Source organism: Chryseobacterium kimseyorum (genome assembly GCF_025971945.1).
Lineage (GTDB): Bacteria > Bacteroidota > Bacteroidia > Flavobacteriales > Weeksellaceae > Chryseobacterium > Chryseobacterium kimseyorum.
The window spans coordinates 261289-279915 of sequence record NZ_JAPDHW010000002.1 but is presented as its reverse complement, the minus strand read 5'-3'; the positions used below and the strand labels follow the sequence as shown (position 1 = coordinate 279915).

Genomic DNA, 18627 nt, shown 5'->3' with positions numbered 1-18627 from the left:
GTCTTATAATAATTATTAAAGAATTTATTTATTAAAATCTATATCTTCTCCCGTATTCAGGTTTTCATTGACGTTTTCGTCCTTTTTACCTGCATTATTTTTAGGTGTGGGATCAGCCGGTCTAGGATTTTTGATCTGATCAATAGTCTGTAAACCACCATCATCACCGTAACCGCCACCAAGCCCCTGAAGATTGGTACAGCCATCTTTCCAGTCGCCTGGTTTTACAAATTTATCATCTGTAGAAATTTTCAGAGATTTGTCTGCCCATACTTTTTTCATATAGATTGCCCAGATTGGCAATGCCATTTTAGCACCCTGACCTTCACCGGTTCCGTAGAAGTGAGTTGCTCTGTCTTCCCATCCAACCCAAGCGCCAGTTGCCAGTTTCGGTGTAATCCCCATAAACCAACCGTCTGAGTTATTTTGGGTAGTTCCTGTTTTACCAGCAATCTCCACATCCTTAGAGATTCCTTTTCTTCCCAATTCACCGGAAGCTGTACCAAATTGTGCCACACCTTTCATCAATTCGATCATGGTGTATGCATAATTAGGGTTCATTACTTCTTTAGGTTCTGCATTTACTTCTTTTATTACTCTACCGTTGGCATCTTCAATTCTCCAGATCATTTCCGGTTTATTGTAGTTTCCGTAGTTGGCAAATGTACTGTAAGCACCCACCATTTCGTAAATGGTAATATCTGATGATCCCAAAGCCATTGGTAAGCTTGTAGAAATTTCCTGTGTAACGCCTAAGTCTCGAGCAGTCTGAATAACACTTTGAGTACCTGTCATCTCAGCAAGTCTCAATGCCACGGGGTTTTGTGATTGCGCCAATGCATCTTTCAGTGTAAGCATTCCTCCTCTTCCCGGAACGTGATAAGTACCTTTGTTGAAGCTCGCGTTAGATATTGTAGAACAAGGTGTTAAACCTAATTTCATAATTGCAGTAGCATATACAAATGGTTTAAATGTAGACCCTACCTGTCTTTTTCCCTGTTTGATGTGATCATACTGGAAGTGCTGCCAGTCGATACCACCAACCCAGGCTTTTATTTCACCTGTTCCCGGAACTACAGACATCAATCCGGCCTGTGCAATCTGCTTGTGCCATCTGATAGAATCCCAAGGAGACATTTCAACTTCCTCTTCACCAGCCCATGTAAAACGTGATGTTTTAATCGGCTTCTTAAATTCCATCATTATTGAATCTTCGGGAACATTGTCAGCCACCAACTGTTTGTAACGACCGGTTCTTCTTACAGCCTGCATCATTACATCATTTGCCTGCTTGTCATTAAGAAAATAAAAAGGTCTGTTTTTTCTTCCTCTCTGCTCTGCATCAAATCTTTTCTGAAGGTCAGTTAAATGTTCTTTGATAGCCTCTTCAGCATATTGCTGCATTTTAGAATCCAGCGTTACGTAGATTTTAAGACCGTCTTTATAGAGATTCAGCTTTTTACCTTTTTCTTTTTCATAATCCTCTAGATATCTGTCAATCTCTTTTTTCAGATAAAACTTATAGTAAGCAGAGTGATTGTCGTTAATATTCTTTATTGGATGATAATCTAAAGTAATCGGCGTTGAAACGGCTTTGTCAAATGTTGCCTGATCAATATATCCTGTTTTTAACATTTGATCTAAAACCACATCTCTACGGGTTTTAGCTCTATCCATGTTACGCATCGGATTGTTCTTGTTCGGATTTTCGAGCATAGCTACAAACATTGCTGCCTCAGGAAGAGTAAGCTCTTTTGTAGATTTATTAAAGTAAATTTTCGCTGCCATCTCGATTCCGTTGGCATTGTATAGGAAATCAAACTTGTTGAAATACAAAGTGATGATTTCTTCTTTTGTATATCTTTTCTCAAGACTTACAGCTACCACCCATTCTTTAAGCTTTTGGAAAGCTCTTGAAATTTTATTCTGAGAAGCTCCTCCTGTAAAAAGTAATTTTGCAAGCTGTTGAGTAATAGTAGATCCACCGCCTCGGCCACCACCATAGACTACCGCTCGCGCTACAGACTGCAAATCAATACCTGAATGTTCTTTAAAACGCTCATCTTCTTTTGCCTGCAAAGCATAGATAATATAAGGCGGAAGGTCCTGATAAGCAATTGGCTGGGTTTTTTCCTTTTCAAATCTACCCAAAACAACACCATCTGATGAGATGATCTGAGATGCTACATAAATGTCTGGGTTCTCCAGTTCTTTTACATCCGGCATGTCTCCAAGAAAACCTTGGGATACCGAAAAGAAAAGTCCTGAAATCCCTAAAACTACTGCAATAAAACCAATCCAGATGAATTTAACCCATCTTTTCCAGGCAGTACTTTTACCATTTTTTTTAGGCGGAAGAGGGAATGTTCTTCCCTTATTTCCTGTATTTTGATTGTTTACTTCCATGTATAATTACGGTTTAGCCGTTTCTACTTTTATACCAATGTCTTCAATTCCCGGTAGATCGTCGTTTCTCATCGCCTGAGTTACCCCGATCTCATAAGTTCCTTTTTCCGGAAATTTATAATTTGTTCTGTACTGAAATAAAGTTTCCTTTGTTTCTCCAAATCCTGTCCCAAGCCACTCGCCGTTTGGTTTTGCCAAAATATAATTTAAGGTGTCTACCTGAGCGGTTTTGCTTTTTGGGTTTTTAAAATTAACAATAAATCTAATATTGCTGTAAGGATAATCATTATTATTCCTTACAACAAATATAATATTTTTAGGATTTTGCGAATCCGTAATTTCAAGTTTAAATTTCTGTTCGGCTTTTTTGCTCCATTTATTATTAATAGGTTTCATCATGACATCTTCACCCGAAGTGCTGCATCCTACTAAAAAAATAAGCATCATTACCCCTAAAATTCTATGCATTGTTGTCTTTTTTGGGCGGAAATTTCTTTTTAAATTTCTTTTTTGGAGGCTGTTGTGGTTTTTGCTCAGCATTAACATTTGCCTCTGCTTTTTCTAACTGAACCTTCGGCTGCTGTGGCTGTTGTTGCTTTGGCGGTCGTTGGTTTGTATTTTGGTTTGGGTTAGATTTCGCGTTCGGGTTTGTATTCTTTGGTCTGTCAGAATTTGCCGGTCGCTCATTTGAAGGGCGATCCGTTTTCTGAGGTCTGTCATTTCTGTCATTCCTTTCCGGACGGTCTTTTCTTGGTCCCTGATTGTTATTCGGTCTGTTCTGATTAGGGTTCTGACCCTGACCCTGATTTCTGTTTTTGTTGAAACCTCCTCTGTTCTTTTTCTCAAATCGATCTACACTGTTCTCCTGGATAAGGTCAACGCTCGGCAAAGCAATATCCGGCACTTTCAACTCCTCCAATGGAAGTATTCTTTCGCCTTTTTTGTTTTGAGCAATGAGTTTTTTTACTAAATCGATATCGAAATCATACCAGGCCATCGAACTGTCAACGTAGGCAAACCACATTTTCTTTTTGAAAACATCGATTTTTATACAGAAAGCTCGTCCTTTTTCTGTATCCAACATCGTAGATGAAGAAGGAAAGTGGCTCAACGCATCCAGATAACTGTCTAATTCGTAATTTAAACAACATTTCAGTTTTCCGCATTGTCCGGCCAATTTCTGAGGATTGATGCTTAACTGCTGATATCTTGCCACGTTGGTATTCACTGATCTGAAATCTGTTAACCATGTAGAACAGCATAATTCTCTTCCGCAAGAACCGATTCCACCGATTTTTGCAGCTTCCTGTCTGAAACCGATTTGTTTCATGTCGATTTTGGTTCTGAAAGTTCCTGCGAACTCCTTAATCAACATTCTGAAATCTACGCGGTTATCGGCCGTGTAGTAGAACGTGACTTTCGATCCGTCACCCTGATATTCCACATCCGTGATCTTCATTTCAAGACCTAACCTGTGAGATATTTTTCGGGCGTCAACCTTTACGGTTTCTTCTTTTTTTCTTGCTTCCTGCCAGACTTCGATGTCTTTTTGGTTAGCCAGTCTGTATATTTTAAGTGGGTCTTCAGTTGAAAATCTTTTCTTTTTCATCTGGATTTTTACCAATTCTCCTGAGAGACTTACCACTCCTACATCGTGTCCGGGGCTAGATTCTACTGTTACTACGCTACCTATATGTAAAGGGATATTGTTTACATTTTTATAAAACGATTTTCTGTCATTTTTAAACCTAACTTCCACAAAATCAAACCGGTTAGATGCCGGGTTTTGTACGTTAGATAACCAATCGAAAACACTTAATTTATAACTATTACCACAGGTATTTACACTTTCACAGCCATTCGCGGATTTCGTTCCGCAAGAATGTGCAGAATCGCCGGATGTTTTGCATCCACAACTCATATATTATAATTTATTTAATCTTGCAAATTTATTGATTTTTATCTTTACACAATTCCAAAAATACTAAATCTTTATTTTGTAAAATGTTTAAACTTAAACGCAAGATAATATATGATCGTATTTATTTTCTAATGTCTTTAATAATAGTCACTTAATGGGGGATTTATAGAAAGTGTTATTTTAAACATAATTTTCTTTTATGAGTTTGTTTAAAATATTAAGAATAATTAACAACTGTAGTCAAAATAATTTTATATTTGGATTATATAATAAATGTCTATGAAAAAAATATTAGTATCAACCGCTTTGTTGGCTGGGGTTCTATCTTATGCAGGAGGCTTTAGGGTTTCTTTGCAAGGGGTAAAGCAATTGGCGATGGCACATACCAGTGCTCATGCTGAAGATGCGAGTGTTGCATTCTTTAACCCTGCCGGTATGTCATTCATTCCTTCGAAACTGAGTATCGTTGCAGGAGGTTTTGGTGCAAGTAACAAAGTTACTTTTCAAAATCTAAATACTTTACAGAGTACAGAAACCGATAATCCTATCGGAACTCCTATCTATGCTGCGATTGCATATAAGCCAATTGATAAATTGTCTGTTGGTTTCAGTTTTTCAACGCCATTCGGAAGTACTATTCAGTATCCTTACGATTGGGAGGGAAGAGAAATGGTACAGAAGCTTGAACTGAAAAGTTTTTATTTTCAGCCTATGGTTTCTGTGAAAATGGCAGATTGGCTGTCTTTCGGGGCGAGCTACATTTATGCTAAAGGACAGGTAAACTGGGACAAAGCAGTTACACAATTTGGAGGTACAGTTAATATCAATGATGAGAAAGCAAGTGGCCACGGTTACGGTTTCGGTTTTTATTTCAGACCAGATCCAAAGTTTGATATGAGTATTGCTTACCGTTCACCTGTTGATATGAAAGCTAAAAAAGGAACTGCTACATTCACAGTTCCTGCACAAAATACTGTTAACGGATTGCTGGGATTAAACAGTGCCGGACAGGACGGTTTTACCGCAACCTTACCATTGGTTGAAGAATATACAGTAGGTTTAACATACAAGGTTACACCAAAATGGTTGATTTCGGCAGATTTTAATTATCACGGATGGGAAAGATACAGCAGGCTGACTTTAGATTTTGCCAATGCCCCGATCGGAAATCAGACCGATGCTACAATTCTGGTTGCTCCTAAAAACTTCAGAAATTCTAAGACATTCAGATTAGGAACACAGTATATGTTTAACGATATGGTTTTCGGACGTTTGGGTGCTTACTATGACGAGTCTCCGTATACTGATGAAAATTTCATTCCTGAAACACCATCTTTCGATTCTTTCGTACTTACCGGAGGGGTAGGGTTTAAGTTCAAGCAATTTGGAGTTGACATTGCTGGAGGTTATGTAATGCCACAGAGCAGAGAGGTGAATAATAAATACTTAGGTTTCTATGGTCAGGCAAAAGCACAAGCATTCTACGTGGGTCTAGGTTTATCTTACAATCCTTTTTAATTTGAAATTATGAAAAAAATAATAATATCTACACTTGCTGTTTCTGCGCTGTTCTTTACAACAAGCTGCGAAACAGATTTTGATACAGACGTACAAGATATCGCCGTAACTAGAGGTGAGGCAGATTTTTCTAACTATGTTTCTTTAGGAAATTCATTGACTTCAGGATACAGAGATAATGCATTATATATTGATGGGCAAAATGAATCTTATCCTAATATTGTAGCTGGTCAAATGAGATTAGCTGGTGGAGGAAGTTTCGTGCAGCCACTGATGGCAGACAATAACGGAGGACTTCTTCTTGGTACAACTGCTATTCAGGCTACAAAACTTTATATTCAGTCTTTTGTAAACGGTTCTCCCAACATTACGAATGTTGCGGCAACACCAACAACAAATATTGCGAATAAAGTAACAGGTGCTCTGAACAATTTCGGGGTTCCCGGAGCAAAATCATTTCACTTAGTAGCACCTGGCTATGGAAACATTGCGGGAGTTTTGACGGGAACTGCAAATCCTTATTACGTAAGGTTTTCTACAAGCGCAACTTCAAGTGTTGTAGATGATGCAGTATTAAAGAAGCCTACGTTTTTTTCTTACTGGATCGGAAATAACGATGTATTAAGCTATGCTACAAGCGGCGGGGTTGGTGTAAACCAAACCGGAAATATTAATCCTGCTACTTATGGAGCAAATGATATTTCTGATCCTAACGTTGTTGCAGCGGCAATCAAAGCAGGTCTTGATAAATTAAAAGTAGGAGGAACAACAAAAGGGGTGATCGCAAACATTCCTTATGTAACATCAATTCCTTATTTTACCACAGTTCCTTACAATCCGCTTACACCGGCAGCTTTAGGCGCAAATCTTACAACTTTAAACACAAGTTTATACGGTCCGCTAAAACAGGCTTTGACAGCTTTTGGAGCGGGGAACAGAATTAATCCGCTTTCAGCAACTTCTGCAAACCCAGTTTTAATTAAAGATGCTTCTCTTACGGATCTAAGTGCACAACTGACTGCAGCACTTACACCATCATTAGGTCTTCCTACAGCAACTGCTTTCGGACAGATCTACGGACAGGCAAGACAAACCACTGCTGAAGATTATATTCTTCTTACAACAAGAGGAGTTATCGGAACTACAGCGCCAGGAGTGCCGTCTTCAATCAATGTGTACGGAATCTCATATCCGTTACAGAATCAGCATGTACTGACTAAAACTGAAGCTACAGCAGTGAAGACCGCAGTAGATGCCTACAATACTTCGATTAGAACATTAGCAGATACTTACGGATTGGCTTTTGTTGATGCAAATAAAAAAATGGTTGAACTTAACGGTCAGTCAGGAATTTCATTTGACGGAGTAAAATACACTGCTAAATTCGTAACAGGAGGAACATTCTCTTTAGACGGTGTACACCTTACGGGTAGAGGTTATGCGATTGTTGCCAATGAATTCATCAAGGCAATTAATTTAAAGTATAAATCAACTTTACCGCAAGTAGATGTAAATAAATATTCGGGAGTTACATTTCCTTAAAATTTAATAAAAATAAAAAACGAAACCACAGGATTGATTCTTGTGGTTTTTTTTTAAATTTGCAAAATCTTTTAAAAAGTAAAAATGGCCGAGCAACAAAGTTATCTATTTTCGACAAGAACTAGTAAGGAGCTAGCAGAAAAAATTGCCCATCATTATGGGAAAGAATTGGGAAAAATCATCATCCAGGAATTCAGCGATGGTGAATTTGAACCTGTGCTTGACGAATCTGTAAGAGGAGGACGTGTTTTTCTTATCGCTTCTACATTTCCGCCGGCAGACAATCTTTTGGAGCTTCTTTTAATGATTGATGCAGCAAAAAGAGCTTCTGCTAAAAGCATTACCGTAGTACTTCCGTACTTCGGGTTGGCAAGACAAGACAGAAAAGACAAGCCAAGAGCGCCGATCGGAGCAAAATTGGTAGCCAATCTTTTAACTGCTGCTGGTGCTACAAGAATCATGACGATGGATCTGCATGCGGATCAGATTCAAGGGTTCTTTGAAATTCCAGTTGATCACCTGTATGCTTCTACAATCTTTGTAGATTACATCAGAGATATGAATCTTGATAATCTGACCATTGCTTCTCCGGACATGGGTGGAGCGAAAAGAGCGAAAAACTACGCAGGTCACCTGGGTGCTGATGTGGTAATTGCTTATAAAGAAAGAAAAAAGGCAAATGTTGTAGAAGAAATGTTCCTGATCGGAGACGTGGAAGGCAAAAACGTAATTCTTATCGATGATATGATTGATACTGCCGGAACGCTTTGCAAAGCTGCCGGGATCTTAATGGAAAAAGGAGCAAAATCTGTTCGCGCAATGGCAACTCACGGAGTGCTTTCAGGTAAGGCTTATGAGAATATTGAGAACTCACAATTGTTGGAAGTTATTGTAACTGACTCAATTCCTGTGAAAACTAATTTGTCATCTAAAATAAAAGTGCTATCTTGCGCCCCATTATTTGCTGATGTTATGAAGATGGTGCACGAGCATCAGTCGATTAGCAGTAAGTTTGTTATCTAATTGATAATTAATCGATTGCAAATTAAAACAAAACAATTTTTTAAATTTTTATAAATGAAATCTATTACAATTCAAGGTACAAAAAGAGAAAGCGTGGGCAAAAAGTCGACAAAAGCTTTACGTGATGCTGAATTAGTTCCTTGTGTTGTTTACGGAGGTGGCGAGCCATTGAACTTCTCTGCATTAGAGAAAGCGTTCAAAGGTTTAGTGTATACTCCTGAAGCACACACGGTATCTATTGAAGTTGACGGACAGGTAATTCCTGCAGTTCTTCAGGATATTCAGTTCCACCCAATTACAGACAAGATCATTCACGCAGACTTCTACAGATTATCTGACGATAAGCCAGTGATTATGGAAGTTCCTGTAAGATTGACAGGTCGTTCTAAAGGTGTTGTAGCTGGTGGTGTTTTACGTCAGTCTTTCAGAAAATTGAGAGTGAAAGCTATTCCTGCAAACTTGCCAGACGAGATCGTAGTTGATATTACTTCTCTTAAAATTGGTAACAAACTTTATGTTGGTACAATCAAAGCTGAAGGTTATTCTTTCGTGCACCCAGACAATGCAGTGGTAGTAGCTGTTAAAATGTCTAGAAATGCAGCTAAAGGTGGCGCTATGGCAGATGATGACGATGAAGAAGAAGTTGCAACAGCTGAAGGTGAAGCTCCTGCAACTGAAGAAGCAGCAGCTGAATAAGAAATTTCTTAATCAAAATAGAAAAACCTGTCAATTTATTTTGGCAGGTTTTTTTGTTCTTAGATGAAATCTATCACTCTATTAATCCGGCAGACTTTTGGATAAAAAGTCGTAAATTTGAGCTGTTCTAAATTAGAACGTTTAATAATAAAAAATATAATAAATGTTTGACATTCAGGAAATAAGAAGTCAGTTTTCTATATTAAACCAGCAGGTGAACGGTAAGCCATTGGTGTACCTAGATAATGCAGCAACATCGCAGAAACCAAATTCAGTTCTTGAAGTTTGGAATCAATACTATACAGAGTTTAATGCTAACGTCCATAGAGGAATTCATACATTGAGCCAGCTGGCAACTGAGGAAATGGAACTTTCGAGAAGAAAAATTCAGAAGTTCATCAATGCTGAACACGATTTTGAGGTCATTTTCACCAAAGGAACTACCGAAGGAATCAACCTGATCGCCTATATTTTAACTCAAAAGCTTAAAAAAGACGACGAAATAATCATTTCTTACCTGGAGCATCACTCGAATATCGTTCCGTGGCAATTGTTATGTGAAAGAACCGGAGCAAAACTTCGTGTTATCCCAATTGATGAAAACGGAGTCCTGCAGTTGGATTATTTAGACGAATTTTTAAGTGAAAAAACGAAAGTTGTTTCCGTAAATCAAGTTTCCAATGCTTTGGGAATTGTAAATCCGATTGAGGAAATTATTGCGAAAACAAGAGCTAATTCAGATGCTTATATCGTAATTGACGGCGCTCAGTCAGCGCCACATTTTAAAATTGATGTTCAGGCTTTAGACTGCGATTTTTTTGTCTTTTCTGGGCATAAAATGTACGCTCCAATGGGAACCGGCATTTTATACGGGAAGCAGGCAGTTCTTGAAGATCTGCCACCTTTCCACGGTGGAGGAGAGATGATTGCAGTTTGCTCATTCGACAGGACGACGTATGCTGGTTTACCTTTTAAATATGAAGCCGGAACACCAAATGTGGGCGGGAATATCGCTCTCGGTGCTGCCGTTGACTTCATCAATAAGGTCGGTCATGAAAACATACAGAATCACGAAAATGCTCTGCTTCAATATGCTCAGAAACATCTGTTGGAAATTGAAGGATTAAAAGTGTATGGTGAAAATGCGAACAGAACCGGAGTTGTTTCATTTAATCTAATTGGAATGGGTATTTCTTCTGATGTCGGAATGATTCTCGATAAAATGGGTGTGGCCGTAAGAACAGGTCATCATTGTACTCAGCCGATTATGGATTTCTTTGATATCGCAGGAACGGTAAGAGCAAGTTTTGCGGTTTACAATACTTTTGAGGAAATTGATCTGTTGGTAGAAGGTGTAAAAAAAGCACAGAGAATGCTTTCTTAATAACTCAAAGACTGTTTATCCGAAGCAGTCTTTATTTTTATACTGTGATGAAATATAAAAATCTTTATGCTCTTGCATTTTTAATCATTCCGTTATTTTTAAGTGCAACGACCATTCCTTTTGAATATATCGACGGGAAAATGATCATTAATGTGGATATTAAAAATAAGAAGCACAATTTTATTTTTGATACCGGTGCTTTAACGATAATTTCTTCTGAACTAAAGGGTTCGTTGAATGCAAAGAAAAGCAATATCATTTTTGAAGCTACAGACGCTAACAACTCCAAATCTACAATGGATGTTTTCTCAACCAATGACTTGAAGGTATCTGATTTGAAATTTAAAAATGTAGATTTTTCATTTGCTGATATTGGTTGGATGGATTCTCGTGCATGTAGAAAAATCAGCGGAATTTTCGGAGCCAATATGATGAACAATAAAGTATGGAGTCTTGATTTTACAGCCAAGACAATTATTATTTCGGATAAAGTTGTTCAAAGTTCTGCACAATCAGTATTAATTCCTTTTTCTGAGGAAAGTTTCACTCATGTTCCAACTATCAATCTCAATATAAGAAGCCAAAATTTCAATGTATTTTTTGATACTGGAGCAGGCTCAGGATTTACGCTCGATTCAAAATCTTATCAATTGGTAAAAGATAATAATTTTCTGACTTTTGAAGGACTTTTGTCGCAGTCCTTGAGTAGCGTGAGTAAAGGAGAAAGGTATCTTGATTTGATGAAAATTGAAATAAGCCAAACTGACTTAGGCAATCAGATTATTGATACCAGTTCAGATTCCCGAAATTTAGTGGGCACGAAATTTATGGAGAACTACCTCATTGAATTAGATTTTATTAACAAAAAAATTGTTCTTCATACAACGGATAAAACTCCAGAATACAATAGTTTCGGAATTGCTTTTGCTCCCGTAGAAAATCATTTAGTTATTGTAAATAAATTAAAAATACCTCAATTGTCAGAATTGAATGTAGGAGATAAAATTATTAAAATAAATAATATTAACACGACCAATATAAATAGTGTTACTTTTTGTCAGGTTAAAAGAACGAGAGACAGTAGCACGATCATCACATTTCAGGTTGACTCTGGAAAAGAATTTAAACTTGAAAAGAAAAATATTTTAGAATATTTGAATTAGAATGATAAAATAAAATCCCTTTCGCAAAAAGTTGAAAGGGATTTTGTTTTATTAATTTGAGCTTAAGTGATATATTTTGTTTGTCATTCCGTAGGAATCTAAACTGTGAATTTTATATAAAACTATTTACTTCTAAGCTTAGATTCCTGCGGAATGACAAAGATGCTGTATAATATCTGTGCTAGATAAAATGATTAATTATTCGGCTTCCAATCCACCACCGCTCTAATAAACGCTTCTGCATTTTCCAAAGGGATATTCGGTAGAATTCCGTGACCAAGGTTGGCAATATATCGGTCTTTGCCAAAACGGTTAATCATCTCGTTCACCATTTTTTTAATGGTTTCAGGAGTGGAATGTAATCTTGCAGGATCAAAATTTCCTTGCAGCGTCATTGTATGATTGGTTAATGTTCTAGCCAATTCCGGTTTAATCGTCCAGTCTACACCCAAAGCAGAAACCGGTGACATCGTCATGTCTTCCAAGGCAAACCAGCACCCTTTCCCGAATACGACAACGTGCGTCAGTGGAGCTAAAGCTTCAACAATCTGGTTGATGTACTGCCACGAGAATTCCTGATAATCCTGTGGAGAAAGCATTCCACCCCAGGAATCGAAAACCTGAACTGCAGAAACACCTTTTTCCACTTTTCTTTTCAGGTAAGCAATCGTAGTATCGGTAATTTTCTGAAGTAACAAATGTGCAGCTTCCGGCTGCTGGAAACAGAAAGATTTTGCAATATCAAACGCCTTACTTCCTTTTCCTTCTACGCAATAACAAAGTAATGTCCATGGAGAACCCGCAAAACCAATCAATGGAATTTCGTTGTCTAATTTAATTAAAGTCAGTTCGATGGCATCAAAAACATAACCTAAAGTATCATTCACATCCGGAACAATAACATTCTGCACGTCTTCCATTGTTCTGATGGGATTATCCAACCACGGACCGACATTTTCTTTCATTTTAAAATCAATTCCCATTGCCTGAGGAACCACTAAGATGTCGGAAAATAAGATCGCAGCATCCAAAGGATATCTTCTGATCGGCTGAACAGTAATCTCAGAAGCCAGTTCGGGAGTCTGACATCTTGTGAAAAAATCGTATTTGTCACGAAGTGCAATGAATTCCGGTAGGTATCTTCCGGCCTGTCTCATCATCCAAACCGGTGGTCTTTCTACGGTTTCACCACGGAGTGCTTTTAAATATAGGTCGTTTTTAATCATAATCTTAGTTGGTAGTTGTTGGTTTTCAGCAGATTGCTTTAAATTAATGATTACTTAAAGCATCTTTGATAATCAGCAACAGGTTTGATAAAGTATTTTTTTTACTTGTAAAAATATCTGATTTTGTATGTTTTCTCAGTTCTTTAGAGGTAGTTTCTCCAATTGAAAAAAGAAGCATATTGTCTAAAGAATTATTTTTCGCAAAACTACGAACTCCACTTGGGCTAAAAAAAACTATTGCATGATATTTTTCAGGTATCACAGGATTGATTTCTTTTGTTGTGTAAACAGTGACTTTCCGGTAACTGATATTTTGCAGTGGAAGGCTTTTATCTAACACATCAATGGCAAGATTTCCACAGAAATGAATAAATTTCTCATGCTGACAATGCTCGATAATGAATTTAGAAAGTGTTTCCGCGTTTTTTAAAACCTTAAAAGTTCCGAAACCGTTTTTCCTAAGCTCTTTTTTTGTTTTCTCACCAACGCAGTAGATTTTATTGTAATTTTTAGTCGCAAAATCTTCGTTTGGTTTAAACTGGTTCTCAAAAAAAGATTTAACGCCATTTAAGCTGGTAAAAATCAGGGAGTGATCTTTTAAATCAAATGCCTCAACGTTCAGATTTTCAATTTGAATTACCTCAACACAGTCAAAAGAGATATCGCCTCCCAATTCTTTGGAAAGCAATTCTGAATCTATGTTTTTGGTAAATAAAATGTTCATTTAAATATTGATCTTTGATAATGCAGAAGCTTCTAACGCAAAGAGCGCAAAGATTTTTTAATACTAACTGTTTTTAAATTCGCAAAACGAAGTTTAGCCGATTCAAAAATAATAATTTGAGGCAAAGACATTTCACTTACCAAAGCCTATAAAGTTTTTAATTAACGGGCTTGTCTTTTAATTTTAAATCAGCGACCTGAAGCCTTACTTTGCTCATAAAATCTTTGCCGGGATCTTCTTTTCCTGTAAAATATTTCGGATCAGATTCTTTCCAGAGATTAGAATTTCTGAAAACTCCGTATTCTGAATGTCCGATTAGATATTCGATCTTGTATTTTTTAGTTAAATATCTTACCAGCTGTGCATTTGCGGCAACTTGCTTTTCTGTCAGTGGCTGTTTTTTACTTCCGATATTTTCCACTCCGATGGCGCAGTAATTTAGGCCGATAGTGTGTCTTGCAAACATGTTGGGTTCCATCAGTTGATAAATCGTGCCATCGCGGTCGACGATGTATTGTGAAGAAACGTTGAGTGTGCTTTGCTTTTTTAAAGTATTTCTGGCGTTCTCAAGATGGGTTTTGTTGAAATATTTGTGGTTGCTCTCTATCGTTCCGCCTGCCGTGTAATGCAGAACAATCATTTTCGGTACAATCGTAGGTGTTTTTTGAGTTAAGCCGTGATGATCTTTCAGATATTCTAAGCTAAGACGAACTCTCTCCTCAGAATAATTGATGGGCTTATTGACAATTTTAAAATCGCTTAGCTGTGCAGAAGAAAAATTTAAGATCAATAAAAATAAAACGCAGATAAGATTCTTCATGAAAGTTATTTTTGATATTGATAATGTCCTGTGATGTTAAATTTAAACAGACAGTCTTCTATCACCTGTCCGCCGCCAATGTTGTGGACGATCAGATATCTTTTCCCATCGGCCGATTTTTTATTGACTACAATTCCGATGTGCGCTAAATTTCCCGGAAGAAGCCATGTTACGATGTCGCCTGGAGCATAAAGTGCCGGGTTAATCTCTGTAGATTTTGATTTCCCGAATTTCGCAAAAAAAACTCTCAGATTGGGAACCCTTCTGTGGTCGATATTGGTATCGGGTCTTTTCAGACCCCAGTTTTTCGGGTATTTGGAAAAGTTTTGCTTCATGTCTTCATGTACTTCCTTCTGAAGATCGATCCCCATTTTCCGATACGCACGAATAACCACGTCTGTACATACGCCTTTATCTGCAGGAACATCACCGTTGGGATATTTTATGCTGAAATAAGTCGGGTCGTAGGTAACTCTGTCTCTGGTTAAACTCAAAGCAGCATCAGATAGTTTTTGGGCAAACTGATTCTGTGCATTTGCCGTAAAAACAAAAAGCAGAATAATGAGAATAGAAAAGTACTTTTTCATCGGCTTGAAACTTTTGAATTAAAAACAATTCTGTAAAGTTCAAAAATTAATTCTAAACACTGAGATACTTTAGACATAAAGAAATGTTAAGATTCGTAAAAATCTCAATTCGCGCGTTTGCCAAACAAATTCTTTAGAAATTATAAATTTAAGTGGTGAATGTTCAAAATTACAGCTGACTTTTAATCTCGGCCATTAATTCTCTTCCGCCATTTTCCAGTACAATGTTGGCAAATTTTTCACCGAAATTTTCTTCTTCATTATATTCAAAGCTTTCGTCGATGGCGATGTAGTTTTTGCCATCAAGTGAGCAGAGGGCTCCTTTAAAACGAATTTGGTTTTCAATTTTCTCAGCAAAAGCACCAATCGGAGCCGTACAGCCACCTTCCAGTGTGCTCAGGAAATTTCTTTCCATCTCTACACATATTTGGGTCTGCTTATGATTGATAGACTGTAAAATTTCGTTGATCTCAGGTTTTTCAGAATGTCCGGCAATGGCAATAACGCCCTGTGCAGCCGCAGGAATCATTACGGGAAGCATCTCGTAGTTGATATCCATTTTCATTCTCTTGATTCCGGCTAATGACAGGATGGTTGCATCGAAGTCCTGCTCTTCCAGTTTTTGTAATCTCGTCTGGATATTTCCTCTGATGTCAAAAAACTGAGTGTCAGGATAATGTTTTGACCAAAAGGCACGTCTTCTCAAACTACTTGTTGCCAATTTCAGCTCGTGAAACTCTTTGTCTTTTGCAGATTGTCTTCTTATTAAAACATCCTGCGGATAATCTCTTTCAAGATGGGCGATCAATTCGATATTGTGTGGAAGCTGTGTAGGGATGTCCTTCAGAGAGTGTACAGCAATATCTATTTCGTCATTCAGCAATGCGATATCAAGATCTCTTGTAAAAACACCTGTTATTCCTAAAGAGTATAATGGTTGATTTAAATTTTTGTCTCCCGAAGAAACGATGGGAGTAATCTCTGTAAGGTAATTGTGGTTCTGTAAGTGCCTCGCAACTTCTCTGGCCTGCCAAAGGGCAAGTGCCGAATTTCTGGTTCCTATCCTAATGCTTTTCATTGAATTCATTATTGGGTTGTTCAACTAATATTTCGTGCATTAATTTACTAATTTCTTCGGCTTTTAGAGGATTATCGATGATATATTTTGCAAAACGATTGGTAATTTTCTGAATCATTTTCTCAGAAAGCTCCATGTCGTTGATATTGATGTACTTATTTTTTCTGTAGAAATTGTGCATCTCATTGCGCTCCATATTTTTTAAGACTGCTTTGAAATGATGAATGTTGGGCGCCAGTTTTCTCTTTTTTTCCCATTCAAGAAAGTCCTTGGTCATTTCCTTGATGATTTTTTCAGCTTTCGGAATTTCTTTTTCCCGTTGCTGGATGGTTTGCTGAATCTGTTTCGAAAGTTCATCCACATCAATTAAAGTCACATGACTCAATTCAGAAACATTTTTATCAACATTATGCGGAATTGAAAGATCAATCACCAGAGTTTCTCTTCCATTTTGAAAATGAGATTTGTTGATGATTGGAGTCTTTGCGCCGGTTGCCACAATCAAAATGTCAGTATTCTCAATTTCCTGATCGAAATCTGCGTAATCAATATTTGGAATATTATATTTTTCTGAAATTTTTGCTGCTGTTTCCTGCGTACGGTTGGCAATTTTAATTTTGGGCTGATATACGTGTTTTACCAAATTTTCAACCGTGTTTTGTCCGATTTCGCCTACTCCGAGAAGAAGGATGTTTTTTTCGGTCAGTTTTTTCTGATTATTTAGAATATAATGCACTGCCGCATAAGAAACTGAAGCTGCTCCGTTGGAAATTCCTGTCTCGTTTTTGATTCTTTTTGAAATCTGAATCGCAGAGTTGATAGAACGCTCAAGATAAGGATTCGAATTCTGTCTTTCTTTTTTAAATCGGGCGTAAGCTTTCTTAATCTGTCCGATAATTTCAAAATCACCGATGATCTGACTTTCTAAACCGGCCGCCACTCTGAACAGATGTTTAAGCGCTTCCTCTTTTGTTAAAATATTGGCAAAAGGCAAAAAATCTGATAGGTTAACACCAATCGTTTTGCAGTATTCTTCAGCCACAAAAAGATAGTTGGATGTCGTTGTATAAATCTCTGTTCTGTTGCACGTGGAAACCACAAAAGCGTCCCCAAGATTTTCGTTATGAATTCGGGTAACAAAGTTTTTGATGTTTTCGTCGAAGAAGGCAAATTTGCCCCTCGTTTCTACATCTGCCTTCTCATAACTCACTGAAAGCACAGCGAAATTTGTCGTCTGATGTATGTTAGAATACTGTATCATAAGCATTGCAAATTTAAGTATTTTTAAATTAAGCCTCTGCTGATATTGTATATGATAAATATCGTGAAAAGCTATAAATAAATGTGCAAATGCCGTAAGAATTAGAGAAACAAAAGGTTAATGAAAAATTTAAATTTTAATAAAATTTTAACCAAATTATATTAACTAAATTATTCATTAGTAGTCTTAAATTTATATCTTTGTAAACTTAAATCAGGACAAAATTATGAGTTTATTCGATATGTTTACGCAAGAAATTGCGATAGACCTTGGAACTGCCAACACGCTTATTATCCATAATAATAAAATTGTTATCGATCAGCCTTCAATTGTAGCGATTGAGCGTTCTACGGGGAGACCGATAGCGGTGGGGGAGCAGGCAAAACATATGCAGGGTAAAACTCATGAAGATATAAAAACGATCCGTCCTTTGAAAGACGGTGTTATTGCAGATTTCCATGCTTCTGAGCATATGATTAAGGAATTTATTAAGAAAATTCCGGGAATCAAAGGCAGATTTATTCAGCCGGCTTTAAGAATCGTAATCTGTATTCCTTCCGGAATTACAGAGGTTGAGAAAAGAGCGGTAAGAGATTCTGCACAGAAAGTAAACGCAAAAGAAGTAAGATTGATTTATGAGCCAATGGCTGCTGCAATAGGAGTAGGTATTGATGTACAGAAACCTGAAGGGAATATGATTATCGACATAGGTGGTGGTACCACCGAAATCGCTGTTGTCGCTTTGGGAGGTATTGTTTGTGATAAATCTGTGAAAATTGCGGGTGACGTATTTACCAATGATATTGCTTATTTCTTAAGAACACACCACAATCTTTATATCGGTGAAAGAACTGCTGAGAGAGTAAAAATCGAAGTAGGTTCTGCTGTTGAAGATCTTGATGTAGATATCGATGATATTCCGGTACAGGGTAGAGATCTCATTACCGGTAAGCCAAAAGAAATTATGGTTGGGTACAAAGAAATTGCTCGTGCTCTGGATAAATCAATTATCAGAATTGAAGATTCTGTAATGGAAACTCTTTCTCTGACTCCTCCGGAACTTGCTGCCGATATTTACAAAACAGGTATTTATCTTGCAGGCGGTGGTGCTCTGCTAAGAGGTCTTGCAGACAGGCTTCACAAGAAAACAGGTCTTCCGGTTTTCGTAGCTGAAGATCCTTTGAGAGCCGTTGTACGTGGTACAGGTATCGCACTTAAGAATATGGATAAATTCAATTTCTTAATTAAATAATTTTAACTTTTTACGACTCTTTATCT

16 protein-coding genes are annotated in these 18627 nt (G+C 37.4%); 7 read left to right on the top strand and 9 right to left on the bottom strand.

Annotation, left to right across the window (positions count from 1 at the left end; genetic code table 11):
* Positions 1–24 precede the first annotated feature (24 nt).
* The 3 genes from OMO38_RS03865 to OMO38_RS03855 are packed head-to-tail and all read right to left on the bottom strand — an operon-like array spanning position 25 to position 4327.
* The gene (locus tag OMO38_RS03865; RefSeq protein WP_264748904.1) at positions 25–2406 is read right to left on the bottom strand and encodes a transglycosylase domain-containing protein; all 2382 of its coding nucleotides are present in this window, start codon (positions 2404–2406) and stop codon (positions 25–27) included.
* A 6-nt stretch (positions 2407–2412) separates the two neighbouring features.
* Positions 2413–2874 carry a gliding motility lipoprotein GldH gene (locus OMO38_RS03860; protein ID WP_264748903.1) on the bottom strand — a complete coding sequence of 154 codons (462 nt, stop codon included), beginning with the start codon at positions 2872–2874 and terminating at the stop codon, positions 2413–2415.
* Complete coding sequence (locus OMO38_RS03855) at positions 2867–4327, bottom strand: PSP1 domain-containing protein (RefSeq protein ID WP_264748902.1); 1461 nt, start codon at positions 4325–4327, stop codon at positions 2867–2869. The genes OMO38_RS03860 and OMO38_RS03855 overlap by 8 nt, the downstream gene beginning before the upstream one ends.
* 279 nt (positions 4328–4606) lie before the next feature.
* Between OMO38_RS03855 and OMO38_RS03850 the strand changes: the two genes are divergently transcribed.
* From OMO38_RS03850 to OMO38_RS03825, 6 genes are all read left to right on the top strand, one after another.
* On the top strand, positions 4607–5845 hold the full coding sequence (locus OMO38_RS03850; protein WP_264748901.1) for an OmpP1/FadL family transporter: 1239 nt from the start codon (positions 4607–4609) through the stop codon (positions 5843–5845).
* 9 nt (positions 5846–5854) lie between these two features.
* Entirely contained in the window at positions 5855–7387 is a 1533-nt protein-coding gene (locus tag OMO38_RS03845; RefSeq protein WP_264748900.1) for an SGNH/GDSL hydrolase family protein, read from the top strand.
* An 84-nt stretch (positions 7388–7471) separates the two neighbouring features.
* Positions 7472–8410: a ribose-phosphate pyrophosphokinase gene (locus OMO38_RS03840; protein WP_264748899.1), complete on the top strand. Its 939-nt coding sequence runs from the start codon at positions 7472–7474 to the stop codon at positions 8408–8410.
* Between the two features lie 54 nt (positions 8411–8464).
* Positions 8465–9106, top strand: coding sequence for a 50S ribosomal protein L25/general stress protein Ctc (locus OMO38_RS03835; RefSeq protein ID WP_264748898.1), 642 nt, complete (start codon positions 8465–8467; stop codon positions 9104–9106).
* A gap of 163 nt (positions 9107–9269) precedes the next feature.
* Positions 9270–10490, top strand: a complete 1221-nt coding sequence (locus OMO38_RS03830) for an aminotransferase class V-fold PLP-dependent enzyme (protein ID WP_264748897.1) — start codon at positions 9270–9272, stop codon at positions 10488–10490.
* Between the two features lie 47 nt (positions 10491–10537).
* Positions 10538–11653, top strand: coding sequence for a retropepsin-like aspartic protease (locus OMO38_RS03825; protein ID WP_264748896.1), 1116 nt, complete (start codon positions 10538–10540; stop codon positions 11651–11653).
* A 194-nt stretch (positions 11654–11847) separates the two neighbouring features.
* Here OMO38_RS03825 and hemE read toward each other — a convergent pair whose 3' ends face one another.
* The 6 genes from hemE to hemA all read right to left on the bottom strand — a co-directional run bounded on the left by hemE (position 11848) and on the right by hemA (position 17349).
* Positions 11848–12879: a uroporphyrinogen decarboxylase gene (hemE, locus tag OMO38_RS03820; RefSeq protein WP_264748895.1), complete on the bottom strand. Its 1032-nt coding sequence runs from the start codon at positions 12877–12879 to the stop codon at positions 11848–11850.
* Between the two features lie 43 nt (positions 12880–12922).
* Entirely contained in the window at positions 12923–13603 is a 681-nt protein-coding gene (locus OMO38_RS03815) for a uroporphyrinogen-III synthase (protein ID WP_264748894.1), read from the bottom strand.
* Between the two features lie 157 nt (positions 13604–13760).
* Positions 13761–14423, bottom strand: coding sequence for a peptidoglycan recognition protein family protein (locus tag OMO38_RS03810; protein ID WP_264748893.1), 663 nt, complete (start codon positions 14421–14423; stop codon positions 13761–13763).
* Between the two features lie 5 nt (positions 14424–14428).
* The gene (locus OMO38_RS03805) at positions 14429–15010 is read right to left on the bottom strand and encodes a DUF1287 domain-containing protein (protein ID WP_264748892.1); all 582 of its coding nucleotides are present in this window, start codon (positions 15008–15010) and stop codon (positions 14429–14431) included.
* Positions 15011–15179: 169 nt separating this feature from the next.
* On the bottom strand, positions 15180–16088 hold the full coding sequence (gene hemC / locus OMO38_RS03800; RefSeq protein WP_264748891.1) for a hydroxymethylbilane synthase: 909 nt from the start codon (positions 16086–16088) through the stop codon (positions 15180–15182).
* The gene (gene hemA, locus OMO38_RS03795) at positions 16075–17349 is read right to left on the bottom strand and encodes a glutamyl-tRNA reductase (RefSeq protein WP_264748890.1); all 1275 of its coding nucleotides are present in this window, start codon (positions 17347–17349) and stop codon (positions 16075–16077) included. Before hemA ends, hemC begins: the two co-directional genes overlap by 14 nt.
* A 226-nt stretch (positions 17350–17575) precedes the next feature.
* Here hemA and OMO38_RS03790 point away from each other — a divergent pair, with 226 nt between their 5' ends.
* Positions 17576–18601 (top strand): rod shape-determining protein, encoded by a 1026-nt coding sequence (locus OMO38_RS03790; protein ID WP_050378070.1) that lies wholly within the window; start codon positions 17576–17578, stop codon positions 18599–18601.
* Positions 18602–18627: the final 26 nt, after the last annotated feature.

What these genes read in the sequence shown, in the direction of transcription:
- OMO38_RS03865 (WP_264748904.1), bottom strand. Translation starts at nt 2,406, where the DNA reads ATGGAAGTAAACAATCAAAATACAGGAAATAAGGGAAGAACATTCCCT.
- OMO38_RS03790 (WP_050378070.1), top strand. Translation starts at nt 17,576, where the DNA reads ATGAGTTTATTCGATATGTTTACGCAAGAAATTGCGATAGACCTTGGA.
- OMO38_RS03835 (WP_264748898.1), top strand. Translation starts at nt 8,465, where the DNA reads ATGAAATCTATTACAATTCAAGGTACAAAAAGAGAAAGCGTGGGCAAA.
- OMO38_RS03860 (WP_264748903.1), bottom strand. Translation starts at nt 2,874, where the DNA reads ATGCATAGAATTTTAGGGGTAATGATGCTTATTTTTTTAGTAGGATGC.
- hemA (WP_264748890.1), bottom strand. Translation starts at nt 17,349, where the DNA reads ATGATACAGTATTCTAACATACATCAGACGACAAATTTCGCTGTGCTT.
- OMO38_RS03810 (WP_264748893.1), bottom strand. Translation starts at nt 14,423, where the DNA reads ATGAAGAATCTTATCTGCGTTTTATTTTTATTGATCTTAAATTTTTCT.
- OMO38_RS03805 (WP_264748892.1), bottom strand. Translation starts at nt 15,010, where the DNA reads ATGAAAAAGTACTTTTCTATTCTCATTATTCTGCTTTTTGTTTTTACG.
- OMO38_RS03830 (WP_264748897.1), top strand. Translation starts at nt 9,270, where the DNA reads ATGTTTGACATTCAGGAAATAAGAAGTCAGTTTTCTATATTAAACCAG.
- OMO38_RS03825 (WP_264748896.1), top strand. Translation starts at nt 10,538, where the DNA reads ATGAAATATAAAAATCTTTATGCTCTTGCATTTTTAATCATTCCGTTA.
- OMO38_RS03850 (WP_264748901.1), top strand. Translation starts at nt 4,607, where the DNA reads ATGAAAAAAATATTAGTATCAACCGCTTTGTTGGCTGGGGTTCTATCT.
- OMO38_RS03840 (WP_264748899.1), top strand. Translation starts at nt 7,472, where the DNA reads ATGGCCGAGCAACAAAGTTATCTATTTTCGACAAGAACTAGTAAGGAG.
- OMO38_RS03815 (WP_264748894.1), bottom strand. Translation starts at nt 13,603, where the DNA reads ATGAACATTTTATTTACCAAAAACATAGATTCAGAATTGCTTTCCAAA.
- hemC (WP_264748891.1), bottom strand. Translation starts at nt 16,088, where the DNA reads ATGAAAAGCATTAGGATAGGAACCAGAAATTCGGCACTTGCCCTTTGG.
- OMO38_RS03845 (WP_264748900.1), top strand. Translation starts at nt 5,855, where the DNA reads ATGAAAAAAATAATAATATCTACACTTGCTGTTTCTGCGCTGTTCTTT.
- hemE (WP_264748895.1), bottom strand. Translation starts at nt 12,879, where the DNA reads ATGATTAAAAACGACCTATATTTAAAAGCACTCCGTGGTGAAACCGTA.
- OMO38_RS03855 (WP_264748902.1), bottom strand. Translation starts at nt 4,327, where the DNA reads ATGAGTTGTGGATGCAAAACATCCGGCGATTCTGCACATTCTTGCGGA.